Raw genomic sequence first — 13,835 nt, 5'->3', positions numbered from 1 at the left:
GGAGGACAGCCTTTTTTTGTTCGGCTTAACTTTAACTATAACCAAACTCTCCATTCCTGCCCGCGAAACAAGTGTGGTAAGGTTAAGTGGCTAGCATATTTTTCCAAAAATCAGGAGGCTGTCAATTGAGTATAAAGCTGCAGGAATGGATCATAGAAGCAGATATTGCGAGTATGCAGGCGGCGATGGAAGCGGGTTCCGTAACATCGGAAGAGCTCGTACAGGTGTATTTGGAGCGAATTAACCGGTATGATTTGGCGATTAATTCCATTTTGGAAATCAATCCGGATGCTTTGCAAACAGCACGGGCTTTGGACCGGGAACGCAAAGAACAAGGAAGCCGGGGGATGCTGCACGGGATTCCCATTTTATTAAAGGATAATATAGACACGCACGATAATATGCATACGAGCGCCGGCTCGATAGCGCTAGCCGAATCCTTCGCTGCGGCGGATTCGTTCGTCGCCTCAAAGCTCCGCGCGGCAGGCGCCGTTTTTCTCGGGAAAACGAATATGACGGAATGGTCCAATTTCATGTCAAGCGCGATGCCGGCGGGGTACAGCTCGCGGGGCGGGTTTGTGCTGAATCCATATGGCCTGGGGAAAATTTTCGTCAGCGGGTCCAGTTCGGGATCTGCCGCCGCAGTAGCCGCCAATTTGGGAGCGGCAGCGATCGGAACGGAAACGGCGGGGTCCATCGTCGGCCCTGCGAGCCAACATTTTGTCGTAGGAATCAAGCCTACCGTCGGATTAGTGAGCCGAACCGGCATTATCCCTATTTCCGGCAGCCAGGATACTCCGGGGCCGATTGCGAGGACGGTTTCGGATGCGGTTGTGATTTTGGGCACGTTGACTGGAGCCGACGGCAAAGATCACGCAACCTTGGCGGGTGAGAACGGTTCCTTTTCCGATTATACGCCGTTTTTGGATGCGCACTTTTTGCGCCATGCGAGAATCGGCATTCCGAGGCATTATTATGAGCATTTGGACGAGGAAAGGCTTGCGATTATGGAAGCCGCCATTGCCGTTTTGAAACAAGAAGGCGCTGCGATTGTCGACCCGGTCGTGCTTCACGTCGAACAGCAAAGCTGGAACAACGAAGTCATCATGTACGAATTCAAGAAGGGGCTGAACGAGTACTTATCGCAATTGGCTGATTCCGTGCCGGTTCACTCTTTGAAAGAATTGATTGCATTCAATGAAAAAAACGCGGAGACAGCTCTCCGATACGGGCAAGACACGCTGACCGCAGCGGAAGCGACGGCATTGACGGAGCAAACCTATTTGCAAAAGAAACAAGCGTACATGGAACTGCCTTTGAAACAAGGAATTGATTATGCCATAGATGCATACGGTTTGGACGCTTTGATGCTGCCTGGGGATGTCGACGGCATGTATATCGCTGCACGGTTGGGGTATCCTTTGATCACCGTTCCGGCAGGCTATTCGGCGAATGGAGTTATTGACCCGGACGGCGATTCCACGAAAGGCCCTTTTGGCGTAGTCTTCTCGGGAAAAGCATTCAGTGAACCTGTGCTGATCAAAATTGCATACGGTTTCGAACAAGCCACGCGCCACCGGTATCCGCCCCGTCTGGGTTAGGCCGTTATCCGGCCAGCGTCCGGTCGGCTTGCTTGGAGCCGATTGCTTTAAGGGTCCAGGCGGCTCCGAGGAGCGACAGGCCTGTGAGCAGGAAGACGAATTGAATGCCGATCCATCCGCCGAGAAAGCCGCCGAGCAGCGGGCCGACCACGATGCCGAACTGGTTCGCCGATTGGCTCAAGCTGACGGCCCTGCCGCGGAAGTCGGGGCCCGAATATTTTACGATCAGCGCATTCATGGACGGATAAACGGCTGCGAACAGCAATCCGTAGCAGAAGCGAAGGATGCCGAAGCCGACAAGCTGATGAACGAAGAGCTGCAGCAGATTGCCGATGCCGCCGCCTATCAGCCCGATGAAGAGCGTCTTGGCGTAGCCGATTTTTTCGCCGATTCTCCCCCAGCGGGGGCCCATAATGACCGTAGCGATGCCGACCGCCGAGAAAACGATGCCCGAGCTGAGCGAAGCGCTGCTGATGCTGCCGCCGATTTGCACCACGTAGATCGTGAGCAGCGGCTCCAAAATCAAAACCGAAGTCGAGACGAGCAAAATAAGCCCATATATCCGCATCAATCTCGCGTTGCCGGCGGCTTGTCTAAGATCGTCGAGCACGCTCGGACGGGCCCCGCTTTGCTTCTCGTGCACCTCTTTTACGCCTGCCAGAACGATGAGCGCGGATACTAGCGTAATAAGCCCGGAAGCGATGAAGCATTCCCGCAGCCCCATCCAATGGCTCAGCACCCCTCCCGCAAGCGGACCGATAATGCCTCCCGCAGCCGTCGACGTCGAGATGACGCCCAGCGCGTAGCCGACATGCTTTTCCGGTGTATTCGTACCGACCAAAGCGACGGAAGCGGGGCTAAAGCCCGCCATAAACCCTTGAAAAATGCGCACAAAAATAAACGTGTAAGGATCGTACACGAAAAAATTGGCAAGATGCGCCAGGCCCAAGCCTATCCCCGAGCGGATAAGCATAGGCTTACTGCCGTATTTATCGGCGAGCGATCCCCAAAAAGGCGCGCACAATCCGCTGATCAAAAAGCTGATCGAAATGGAAACGCCGGACCAAGCTTCCAAGCCGCTCTGAATCCCCAAATCGTTTTGCAAAAAAATAGGGAAAAAGGGCACCGACAATGTATACGCTATGTGGTTGAAAAACATGCCCAGCCATAGCATATAAAGATTGCGTTTCCAGTAAAGCTCCATGCTGCCGCCGCCTTTCGTTTGTTAGCCGCACTGTGCACCCGGTTTATTAATAATTCATATAAATCACATCAATTAAGTGTGATATAGTCCTAAATTTACCATTCGTTTCTGCCAGTTGTCTAATAGATTTTTTCTATAAAAAGGTTTTCTCAGCTTCGTTCGCGCGCCTTCGACCAAGCGCTTCGCGTTTATCCCGCGTTAGTCGGATGCGTTTTTTTTGACAATTGCAGCGATTTTGTACGAAATGATGTCGAGTGTCAAGAATATAGTCCGAATAAGATCCATTCTTGTCAATTCTGTGTGTCAACACTATGTTCCGATTACCGCGGAGAAGAGAAGACTAGACAGGATGCGCCGTGGAACCCAGGGAGCAAACGGAACATATTCTTGTCATTTATCGGTACAAATTCTTGTCATCCGACAAATGAATTTGAACTGTACGGAAAAATTAAGTACAATGAGCAAAATGATAACTATTCTCATTTATATATTGGGGAAAGAAGGTAGTTTTTTTGGCTGCGGATCTCCTGATTGCCGATATTCACGATTATTTTGACCGGTTTACGGAGCACGTAAACGGAGATGTTCATAGCAGGGGCTGGGAACAGCAGCTTTCGCTGCCGGATCGTCTCGGCAAAGGGACCGTCACCCGGATGCGGATCCGCTCCGGTATGGAAATCGTCGTTTCCGACCTCACCTTTGAGCAGGATTTGAAGCTGCGCGTTCAGGAAGGCTGCCGGATATTCGAGTTGAACTATTGTTTGAGCGGCGAAATTTACTGCGAATGGAACGGCCGTACAAGGCATATCGGTCAACGGACGGGTAACGTATGTTGTTTGGAAGATGTCGGAATTTATATGGAAAAGAAAGCGGGAATCCGCAACCGGACGCTGGAAGTGCGTCTGCGCCCCGACGAGCTGTTCCGCTATGCCGGCGATGCGGCGGATATGTCCCGCATTGGAACGCTGCTGCAGCGTCATCAAGGGAGCATCGACCGCTATCCGAACTCTCCGGCCATTCAAAGATGCGTCATTGACATCATGCAATGCGCCTATCAGGGGCCGATGAAGCGGCTGTATATGGAAAGCAAGGCGATGGAGCTTATCGCGCTATTTTTCCAGCAGGAGGAGCAAGCTTCGGCAAGCCGGAATTTCGTATTGCGGCCCGACGATATCGACAAGCTGAATGCGGCCAGGGAGTGCGTTTTAAACAATCTGGAAACGCCGTTATCGATCAAGGAACTGGCTAACCGGGCGGGGATCAACGAATTCAAGCTGAAAAAAGGTTTCCGCACATTGTTCGGTATGACGGTTTTCGAGCTTGTCCGCCGGGAGCGGATGCAAAAGGCGCTTTGGCTGATGGAGACGGAGCGGATGAATGTCGGGGAAACTGCGGTTTCTCTTGGGTACAGCAATATCAGCAATTTTACAACCGCTTTTCGCAAGCAGTACGGCTGCAATCCCGGCGAATATTTGAAAACGATTAACCAACCCCTTTCAACCCATGTTTGAAGGGGGTTTTTCATGGCTCCTTTTGCAGGGAAAAAAACTTCCTCCACAGGTAGCGAAAAAACTGCCGACGAGTGATAATCATTATCAAATAAAAAGCTGTTGACCTGCAGGTTAGACCGAAAAGGAGAATAAGCATGAAAAATCATTTTATCGTCATTTTTGTTACAGTTCTTGCCGCCATGATTTCCATCGCGACCTTTAACCCGATTCTCGGGCCGCTTGCGAGGAGCCTCGGATTGACGGAAATCCAGTCCGGCAGTTTGGTTACGATCACCGGGATCTGCTGGATTGTCGGCAGCTTTGTATGGGTCAGATGGGCGCGGGCCGGCAGAAAACGGATCATGATCTCGGCGTTGGCCGGTTACGCGGTTACGCTTGTCGCGTTTGCCTATATCGCCGATACGGCTTCCGCAAGTGCGGGGCACCTTTACTGGATTTTTTTGGCGCTGCGTGCGGTCGCCGGATTTTTCTTCGGGGCGATTCCGGCTATGGCGCAAGGTTATTTGATGGACTGGACGTCCGCGGAAAACCGGGCGAACGGGATGGCTCTGTTCGGAGCGGCCAACGGCCTTGGATTTGTGCTCGGGCCGGCGATGGGAGCCGCTTTGGCATCCGTTGGCCTCACCGCTCCCATGTACGTCTCGGGCGTGTTATTGGCGGCAGTCATCCTTTTGTTCGGGATTCGGATTCCGGGCCGGCAAACCGTCTCCGTACAGGAGAAAGCGGCCAAGCTGTCCCCATGGGATTACCGCATCCGCTTGTATATCGGCATCGGATTGACTTTGTCCGTCGTGATGGTCATTTTGCAGGTGACCGCAGGCTTTTACATGCAGGACCGGCTTGCCGCTTCCGCTCAAGGGGCGGCCAGAATGATCGGCCTCGCCTTGACGATCGCCGGAGTAATTGTCGTGGCTGTGCAAGTGTTGAACACCCGTTTCCTGAAATGGAAGCCCGTCACGATGTTGAAAATCGGACTATGCGCCCTGGCGCTTGGCTTCTTTTGGTTTATGGCCGCGCCTTCTTATTATGCGGCTGCTTTTGCGGTTTTCGGCATCGGCATCGGATTCACCTTGCCCGGCTATACCGCTGCGGCATCGCTTGCCGTAAGCGAACACGAGCAGTCCGGCGTAGCGTCTTTTGCGGCCGCTGTGCAAGGAGTCGGTTCATTCGTCGGCCCTATTGCAGGAACCGTCCTCTATTCATTCCAAACGTATCTTCCGTATGTTTTGTGTATTTGTCTGGTTGCATTGTTTATTCCTTTCGTCGCGGCAAAAACGAAGCGGGCGCATGCAGCAGTTTAATCCGCCCCGAGCAAGCGCCTGAACGGCTCGCTGACGATGAGCGCGCCGTTAGCCGGCCGGACAGGTCCGAAGGCCGGAATCAGCTCCTGAGCCGTTACGGGCTCAGGCCGGTCTATCCACCCGGCGAGATGGGCCAGCGCGCCCAACAGCCGTCCGGGCGCTGTCCCCGCCTCGCGCAGCGCCGCAACCGTAAGCGCGCCGTCGCGCTTGGCCAGCCGCCGGCCGCTTGCATCGACCAGCAGCGGAACGTGGGCGAAGTCCGGCGCCTTGAGCCCGAGCGCCTCGTAGAGCGCCAGCTGCCTTGGCGTCGAGTCCAGCAGGTCGGCTCCGCGCAGCACGTCGGTGATGCCCATGGCGGCATCGTCGACCGTGACGGCGAGCTGGTAGCTGAACATGCCGTCGGCGCGCTTGACGACGAAGTCGCCCGACGCTTCCCCTGGGCAGGCTTGCGGGCCGGCCAGCGCGTCATGGAACGGCAGCGCATGCGACGGCATGATGAAGCGGAGGGCCGGCGTTTTTTTCGCTGCCCGGGCCTGCCGCTCCTCGGCCGAGAGCGTGCGGCACGTGCCGGGGTAGCCGGCGCCTTCGGACGCAAGCCCATGGGGCGCGCTGCCGATTTGCGCCAGCTCGCTCCGGCTGCAAAAGCACGGGTACAGCCGCCCGGCCTGCTGCAGCCGGTCCAGCGCCTCTTCGTAAAGCCGCTCGCGGCGGCTTTGCTCGTACGGCGCGCAGGGGCCGCCGACGAGCGGGCCTTCGTCCCAATCGATGCCAAGCCACATCAGATCCAGCTGCAGCTGCTCGGCGTAGGCGCGGCGCGAACGGGCTTTGTCGATGTCTTCGACGCGCAGCACGAACTCGCCGCCGGCTTGGCGTATTTGCAGCCAGGCGGCGAGAGCGGTGAAGGCATTGCCGATGTGAAGCAGTCCGGATGGAGTTGGTGCGAACCGTCCTCGACGGGTCATAATCTCACGCTCCTCGACGAATACAAAAAAGAGCAGAGGCGTCACTCTGCTCGGTGTTTTTCAAGTTTAGGTTGAATGTTAAAATTTGGCGGAGCCGACGGGATTCGAACCCGCGGTCTCCTGCGTGACAGGCAGGCATGTTAGGCCTCTACACCACGGCTCCACACAATAGTTTGTCCAGTCTTGTATGCGGATACAAATTACATTTTACATGAATATAACCGATCTGCCAAGCACCTTTGCCGAGCTAATTTTTCACGTGTTTTCGAGTGTGCTGTGATTGGATTGGCGGATGCCGGTGCTGTCACTGATTTGGATGGAACAGCAAGGTTTGTCCGGGGCCGGCGGGGACCTTATGCATTTTGAAGTGTACCCGATGGCGGGCGGGCGATCCTTACGATAACAACCTTGAATTCACGATCATGATCCCTGTTGCGGCGGGGTGAAAAGAAGAAAAAGGCTTGCGGGATCGACCCGAAGCCTTTTTTCCCGGTTAGCGAATTACCATGCAAAAGTTACAGAGATGATAACCAAGAGAATAAACAGAACCAGGATTGCAGCCGTACTCGTACTCATACCATAACCTGCACAACTTGCGCCCATAGCGGTCTCCTCCTTATTAAAGCAAAGTTGTAATTACGCCATATTATACGGGTTCATGTACTATATTGTTTGGACGAATGTCCCGTAGACGTCGGAATGGGCGATTATTTTTGTTGCGGGGCGGGGTAACGGTACGGCGTTTCAACTCCTATTGCTGCTCCCAATCGGGCATCCGGTCTGCCGGATAGCGGAGGCCGGAAGCGATGCCTTGAGGAATCATCTTGCTCGCCAAAATAAGCCGGCAAAAAGTGAGACTATACACTTGCCCGCTTAGAGCTATTGCATCACTGGCACCCCGCAGAAAACCTGCAAAAATACATCTTTTTGCTGCTGGATGCGCTGGTTTTGAATAATTCCTGCAAATCTGCAGGTTTTTCGGCTAAAGTGCAGGGTTTGGGTCCATTTAACCGGAAATTCCTGCACAATTGCAGGCTTTTCCTCAAAACCAGTCGTTTCGTACGAAAAAACCTGCACTTTTGCAGGCTTTTGCCGGCAGTCGAGCCGTTTTGCCTCCCCGGATTGCTTAGGCGTTCGCTATCGTAGCATGGAGCAGAGCCTCCCCGGCGAGCGGTTTCGCCGAGCGCCGCCGCCGCAAGCGCGTGGCCTCGCTCGTTTCGCCGAGCGGCGCCGCCGCAAGCGCGACCTCGCTCGCGCCGCCGCCGCCGTGGCCTCGCTCGCGCCGCCAAGCGGCTCCGCCGCAGCCGTGGCCTCGCTCGCGCCGCCAAGCGGCTCCGCCGCAGCCGTGGCCTCGCTCGTTCCGCCGAGCGGCGCCGCTGCGATCGTGCCCCCGCAGCGGGGGCACGTTATTTGATCCGGAGCCGCAGCACGTTCCAGGAAGCTTGGCCGAGTACGGCTTTTACATGGCCGTTCTCGGTTTTGGCGTTGCCTCTGTTGTGCGGGACGACATGGGCAGGGTTCGTTTTGGTGTTGGCCGCTTTAATATCCGTATGCTCCAGCACGATGTGTTCGAGGATGCCGACTTCGCCGAAGCTGCGGACGTCGACGTCAAGCTCGAGCGCTTCGGATAGGTGGCGGTTCACGGCGAAAATCGTCACTTCGCCCTGCTCTTCGTTGAACACGCTGATTGCTTCCAAATACGGAACATCGGTGAAGTCTTTGGAATCGTATTTCGGCGATGAGACGACGGAGTGAAGCACGGTTCCTCTGCCGTACAGCGAAGCGTGAAGATACGGATAGTATGTGGTTTGCAGCCACAACGGGCCACCGTTTTCCGTCATAATCGGCGCGATTACGTTGATCAGCTGCGCGATGCACGCCATTTTGACGCGGTCGGCGTGCTTGAGCAGCGTGATAAGGAAGCAGCCGACGGCCAGCGCGTCTTCCAGCGTGTACACGTCTTCGAATTCCGGCGGAGCCACTTGCCAGCGTTCCTCGGCGCGGCTGGAACCGATGGAGTTCCAGACGTTCCACTCGTCCAGGGAAAGCATGAGCTTTTTCTTGCTGCGTTTTTTCGCTTTTACGTAATCGCAAATAGCGGCCACGCTGGAGATGAATTGATCCATATCGAGCGATTTTGCCAGGAAATTGGCGGAATCGTTCTCATTGTTATTGTAGTAAGTATGCAAGGATAAAAAGTCCACTTGATCGTAGGCGAGGTCGAGCACGGTAGCTTCCCATTCGGCGAACGTGCTCATGCCGCTCGATGAGCTGCCGCACGCCACAAGCTCGATGGACGGGTCGACCCAGCGCATCACTTTGGCCGTTTCATTGGCGAGCCGGCCGTATTCTACGGCGGTTTTGGCGCCGATTTGCCAAGGGCCGTCCATTTCATTGCCGAGGCACCATGTTTTGAACTTGTGCGGCTCTTTGTAGCCGTGGGAGATGCGCAGATCGCTCCAGTAAGAGCCGGAGGGATGGTTGCAGTATTCGACAAAATTTCTGGCGGCATCGACGCCGCGCGTGCCGAGATTGACGGCCATCATGACTTCCGAGCCGACCAGCTTGGCCCAGTCCGCGAATTCATTCGTTCCGACTTCGTTCGTTTCCGTCGTCCACCAGGCCAGCTCCAACAGACGCTTCCGCTCTGCCTTCGGGCCGACGCCGTCCTCCCAATTGTAGCCGGATACGAAATTTCCCCCGGGATAGCGGATGATGGGAACGTTCAGGGCACGGATCGCATCCAGCGCATCGCGCCGGAAGCCGTTCTCATCCGCAGCCGGATGGCCGGGCTCATAAATGCCGCCATATACGGCGCGCCCCAAATGCTCGATAAACGATCCGTAAAGCCGGGGATCTACGGCAGAAACGGTGAAATTTTTGTCGATAAGCATCGTCGATTTTATAGGCATTGAATGAATGTCCTCCCATTTTTGAATTAATAAATAAATTAATCCAAAGTCATTGATATTCTATTTCATATTTATCATAATAAAGAAAAGCATTCAATATCATACGGGCAATTGTTCGTTGAATTAACTAAATTGCTTATTGGAGGTGAGATGGGTTATTATGTATTTATCAACGGATGCGGAGTCGCTTCGGGTGTACGAGGCTTTGGCGAGCGAGGTTCGGCTGCAAATTATCGACTTGTTGTATGTAAAAGAGATGCATATCAAGGAGTTGGCGGCCAAGCTGTATCTCAGCAGCGCGATTGTCAGCACGCATGTCAACAAATTACAACAGGCAGGGCTTGTCAGCTGCAAAATGAAAAGGCTTAACGGCGGGACGTACAAATTTTGCTCGCTGTCGACGGAATATTTGCAAATCCGCTTGTCCCGTCCGGCCGTTTCCTCCAGGAAATTCGTTGAAGTTTCCGTGCCTGTCGGGCATTACACGGATTTTGCAGTCTCGCCTACGTGCGGCATCGCAACGACCGCGAACATCATCGGCCACTACGACAATCCAACCTATTTTCTCGATCCCGAACGTGTTCATGCCGGCATTCTATGGTTTGCCAGAGGTTTTGTCGAATACAAAATACCCAACTATTTGTTCAAAGACCAACTCGTACAGGAAATCGAGATTTCGCTGGAAATCGGCTCCGAGGCTCCCATGATCAATGACAATTGGCCATCCGATATTCGTTTTACGATCAATGACCGGCTGCTCGGCGTATGGACGAGTCCCGGCGATTTTGGGCGGATGAGAGGCAGGCTGACACCGGATTGGTGGCAAAGTGACGTCAATCAGTACGGTTTATTGAAAGTGGTTCGCATCAATGCGAACGGCACCTTTATAGACGGCCAGCAAATTTCCGATGTTACGATCAAGGATGTAGAGTGGGAAAACACGCAGTGGACTTTGCGGATTAGCGCCGAGGACGTGGCCCAGGGCCGGGGTGGACTGACTTTATACGGCAAAGGGTTCGGCAATTACGATCAGGACATCGTCGTTCGCAGTTATTATGAGTAATTGAAAATCATCCAATGGGGGAATACGGAAATGAAATTGACCAAGCCAAGCCTGAGCTGGCTCACCGATGTGAGCGTATTCGCGGTGAACCGCCTGCCGGCGCATTCCGATCATCGTTACTACGAAACGCTGGAGGAGGCGGAAGCGTATGCGCCGATGGCGCTGCGGCACGATCTGAACGGCAGCTGGAAGTTCAGCTATTCCGTGAAGCCTGCCGACCGCCCCGAGCGGTTTTACGAGCTTGATTACGATTGCGGGAGCTGGGGCAGCATTGATGTGCCCGGACATATCCAACTGCAGGGCCACGGCAAGCCGCAATATGTAAATACGATGTACCCGTGGGACGGGCACAACGATATCCGCCCGCCGGCGATCCCGGAGGATCATAATCCGGTCGGCAGCTATGTCACCTGTTTTACGGTGCCTGCCAATATGAAAGGAAGGCCTGTCTGCATCTCGTTCCAGGGCGTGGAGTCGGCCTTTTTCGTATGGTTGAACGGCGAATTTGTCGGCTACAGCGAAGATAGCTTTACGCCGGCGGAATTTGACTTGACGCCGTTTCTCCGGGATGGCGAAAACAAACTGGCGGTTGAAGTGTACCAAAGAAGCACCGGCAGTTGGCTGGAAGATCAGGATTTTTGGCGCTTTTCGGGCATTTTCCGCGACGTGTATTTGTATGCCTTGCCGGACATTCACGTATCGGACCTCTTTGTCCATGCCGATCTGGATGCCGCTTATGCGAACGGAAGTCTTCGCGTAGATTTGAAGCTGTCGGGCGCGCAGCAAGCTAGCTTTGCGCTTGAATTGAAGGATGCGCAGGGGCGTTCCGTGGCGGCGGCCAAGTCGGATGTGCGTTCGGCCGATGCCGTATCGCTGTCTGCGGACGCAGGGAAGGTTGTTCCGTGGAGCGCGGAGAACCCGTACTTGTACGATCTGTACATAAGCGCCTACGATCAGGCCGGCAAGCTTGTCGAGGCGGTAGTGCAAAAGGTCGGCTTCCGCAAATTCGAAATGATCGAAAAAATTATGCATCTGAACGGCAAACGCATCGTTTTCAAAGGCGTGAACCGTCACGAGTTCAACCCGCGCAGAGGACGGGCGATTACGAAGGAAGACATGCTGTGGGATATCGCCACGCTTAAGCGCAACAATTTGAACGCCGTCCGGACGTCGCATTATCCGAACCAGTCGCTATGGTACGAACTGTGCGACATATATGGCATCTATGTCATTGACGAGATGAACATGGAATCGCACGGCTCATGGCAAAAAATGGGTGCGGTCGAACCGTCATGGAACGTCCCGGGAAATAAGCCGGAATGGCAGGATATCTCGATGGACCGGGCCATATCAATGGTCGAGCGCGACAAAAACCATCCTTCCATTTTGATCTGGTCGGTCGGGAACGAGTCGTATGCAGGGGAAGTGCTGCTGAACGTATCGAACTATTTCCGCGAGACGGACCCCAGCCGGCTTGTTCATTATGAAGGGGTTTTTCATAACCGTGAGTATAACGATACAAGCGATATGGAAAGCCGGATGTACGCGAAGCCTGCGGATATCGAGGCGTATTTGAACGATAACCCGCAAAAGCCTTACATCAGCTGCGAGTATATGCACGCTATGGGCAATTCGCTGGGAGGCATGCATAAATATACGGAGCTGGAGCGGAAATACGCCATGTATCAAGGCGGTTTTATCTGGGATTATATCGATCAGGTCATCGTCAAAAAAGACCGCTACGGCAAAGAGTTTCTCGCTTTCGGCGGCGACTTTGGCGACCGTGCGACCGATTACAATTTTTGCACGAACGGCATCGTCTATGCGGACCGCAAAGAATCGCCGAAAATGCAGGAAGTGAAGTTCCTGTACCAGAACATCAAGCTTGTGCCTGATCGCAAAGGCGTGAAAGTGACGAACGAGAATTTGTTTGAAGGCACGGATGCGTATGAACTGGCCGTTGCGCTTTATCATGAAGGCAAGGAAATATTCCGCAGCAGCAGCAGCGTCCATGTGCCCGCGCAGAGCGAAGGGTACGTGCCGTTCGAACTGCCGTCCGCGGACGAGCCCGGGGAGTATGCCATTCATGCGTCGCTCCATTTGAAGGAGAGTACGCTTTGGGCTGAGGCGGGATACGAGACTTCGTTCGGACAGCACGTATTTCGGGTTGAAAGCCAGGCGGCGCCTGCCCGTCCCGAAGGTTCGATCCGCGTTGTGGAAGGCGATGTGAACATAGGCGTGCACGGCCGCAATTTCAGCATCATGTTCTCGAAGCAGGCGGGAAGCCTGATCTCGCTCAACTACGCGGGCCGGGAAATGATCAGCATCCCTCCGGCGCCGCTGTTCTGGCGGGCGACGACCGATAATGACAAAGGCTTTTCGCTCGGCTACGATTCCGGCGTCTGGTTCGCCGCCAGCCTGACGCGCAAATGCGTCGGGGTCGAACTGATGGAACTGGAGCATGAGGGCAGCGTCACCGTTACGTTCCGCTACAAGTTCAGCATCAGCGCGGACATTCAGGCGACTGTCGCCTATACGGTGTATGCCGACGGCAGCCTGAACGTCAAATCGCGCTACGAAGGGGCGGCGGGCCTGCCGAAGCTGCCGATTTTCGCACTGTCGTTCAAAGTTCCCGCCGATTACTCCGGTTTGGACTGGTACGCGATGGGGCCGGAAGAGAACTACATCGACCGCGCCTTCGGCGCCAGACTCGGCGTATTCCGCAATAACGCGGCAGACAACGTGTCAGGTTACGTCGTGCCGCAGGAATCGGGCAACCGGACAGGCGTCCGCCGTGTATCGATCACGAACGCCGACGGCCACGGACTGCGGATTACTTCGCCGGCCGCGCAGCCGGTGGAGTGCAATATTTCGCCGTATACCGCTTTCGAGCTGGAAAATGCGTACCATCATTACGAGCTGCCGAACGTGCACTATACCGTCGTCACGGTGGCGGGCAGACAGATGGGCGTTGGCGGCGACGACAGCTGGGGCGCGCCGGTGCACGAGGAGTACCTGATCCAAGCCGATCAGGATTTGGAATTTGAATTCAATATTCATCCGCTGTAAGTGAATGGACTAGAAAGCTGGGATAGCGCCACGTCGGCCTGTTCCGGCTTTTTTGGTGCGTTTAAGCGGCGGCACTGGACAAGCCGCTTTGGGGATGGCTGAACCCCGCGTGGTTGACCACCTTCATGCGATGTCGCACCGCGTGCTGGGGGCTGCGTGTGGTTGCTGAATCATACGATCGTGCTTGCGGGGAGACTTCACCCGGTTGGGGA

The 13,835-nt window shown here is 54.8% G+C and carries 9 protein-coding genes and 1 tRNA gene; 5 read left to right on the top strand and 5 right to left on the bottom strand.

Annotated features, from left to right (window positions below):
* The first annotated feature begins 125 nt into the window (after positions 1–125).
* Positions 126–1,601 carry an amidase family protein gene (locus AC3G2T_RS12770; protein WP_488435685.1) on the top strand — a complete coding sequence of 492 codons (1,476 nt, stop codon included), beginning with the start codon at positions 126–128 and terminating at the stop codon, positions 1,599–1,601.
* Positions 1,602–1,605: 4 nt separating this feature from the next.
* Here AC3G2T_RS12770 and AC3G2T_RS12765 read toward each other — a convergent pair whose 3' ends face one another.
* On the bottom strand, positions 1,606–2,805 hold the full coding sequence (locus tag AC3G2T_RS12765; protein ID WP_488435684.1) for an MFS transporter: 1,200 nt from the start codon (positions 2,803–2,805) through the stop codon (positions 1,606–1,608).
* Positions 2,806–3,317: 512 nt separating this feature from the next.
* On the opposite strand from AC3G2T_RS12765, the gene AC3G2T_RS12760 reads away from it, so the two are divergent.
* Positions 3,318–4,316 carry a helix-turn-helix transcriptional regulator gene (locus tag AC3G2T_RS12760; protein WP_488435683.1) on the top strand — a complete coding sequence of 333 codons (999 nt, stop codon included), beginning with the start codon at positions 3,318–3,320 and terminating at the stop codon, positions 4,314–4,316.
* Between the two features lie 134 nt (positions 4,317–4,450).
* Complete coding sequence (locus tag AC3G2T_RS12755; RefSeq protein WP_488435682.1) at positions 4,451–5,617, top strand: MFS transporter; 1,167 nt, start codon at positions 4,451–4,453, stop codon at positions 5,615–5,617.
* Here AC3G2T_RS12755 and gluQRS read toward each other — a convergent pair.
* The 4 genes from gluQRS to arfA form a co-directional block, all read right to left on the bottom strand.
* A complete protein-coding gene (gluQRS, locus tag AC3G2T_RS12750) occupies positions 5,614–6,579 on the bottom strand; it encodes a tRNA glutamyl-Q(34) synthetase GluQRS (protein WP_488435681.1) in 966 nt (321 codons plus the stop codon). The two genes, AC3G2T_RS12755 and gluQRS, sit on opposite strands and share 4 nt — an antisense overlap.
* 86 nt (positions 6,580–6,665) lie before the next feature.
* Positions 6,666–6,742, bottom strand: a tRNA-Asp gene (locus tag AC3G2T_RS12745).
* A gap of 338 nt (positions 6,743–7,080) precedes the next feature.
* Positions 7,081–7,182, bottom strand: coding sequence for a YjcZ family sporulation protein (locus AC3G2T_RS12740; protein ID WP_474682916.1), 102 nt, complete (start codon positions 7,180–7,182; stop codon positions 7,081–7,083).
* An 803-nt stretch (positions 7,183–7,985) separates the two neighbouring features.
* Complete coding sequence (arfA, locus tag AC3G2T_RS12735; protein WP_488435680.1) at positions 7,986–9,491, bottom strand: arabinosylfuranosidase ArfA; 1,506 nt, start codon at positions 9,489–9,491, stop codon at positions 7,986–7,988.
* 160 nt (positions 9,492–9,651) lie between these two features.
* Between arfA and AC3G2T_RS12730 the strand changes: the two genes are divergently transcribed.
* Both AC3G2T_RS12730 and lacZ read left to right on the top strand, forming a co-directional pair.
* A complete protein-coding gene (locus AC3G2T_RS12730; RefSeq protein WP_488435679.1) occupies positions 9,652–10,554 on the top strand; it encodes an ArsR/SmtB family transcription factor in 903 nt (300 codons plus the stop codon).
* 30 nt (positions 10,555–10,584) lie between these two features.
* Entirely contained in the window at positions 10,585–13,623 is a 3,039-nt protein-coding gene (gene lacZ / locus AC3G2T_RS12725; RefSeq protein ID WP_488435678.1) for a beta-galactosidase, LacZ type, read from the top strand.
* Positions 13,624–13,835: the final 212 nt, after the last annotated feature.

The sequence above is a fragment of the Paenibacillus sp. sgz302191 genome (assembly GCF_057749925.1).
This window is presented reverse-complemented; position numbering and strand designations above follow the sequence as displayed.

Coding starts and splice junctions, on each gene's coding strand:
- AC3G2T_RS12740 (WP_474682916.1), bottom strand. CDS start 7,182: ATGGGCGCAAGTTGTGCAGGTTATGGTATGAGTACGAGTACGGCTGCA.
- AC3G2T_RS12765 (WP_488435684.1), bottom strand. CDS start 2,805: ATGGAGCTTTACTGGAAACGCAATCTTTATATGCTATGGCTGGGCATG.
- gluQRS (WP_488435681.1), bottom strand. CDS start 6,579: ATGACCCGTCGAGGACGGTTCGCACCAACTCCATCCGGACTGCTTCAC.
- AC3G2T_RS12730 (WP_488435679.1), top strand. CDS start 9,652: ATGTATTTATCAACGGATGCGGAGTCGCTTCGGGTGTACGAGGCTTTG.
- lacZ (WP_488435678.1), top strand. CDS start 10,585: ATGAAATTGACCAAGCCAAGCCTGAGCTGGCTCACCGATGTGAGCGTA.
- arfA (WP_488435680.1), bottom strand. CDS start 9,491: ATGCCTATAAAATCGACGATGCTTATCGACAAAAATTTCACCGTTTCT.
- AC3G2T_RS12755 (WP_488435682.1), top strand. CDS start 4,451: ATGAAAAATCATTTTATCGTCATTTTTGTTACAGTTCTTGCCGCCATG.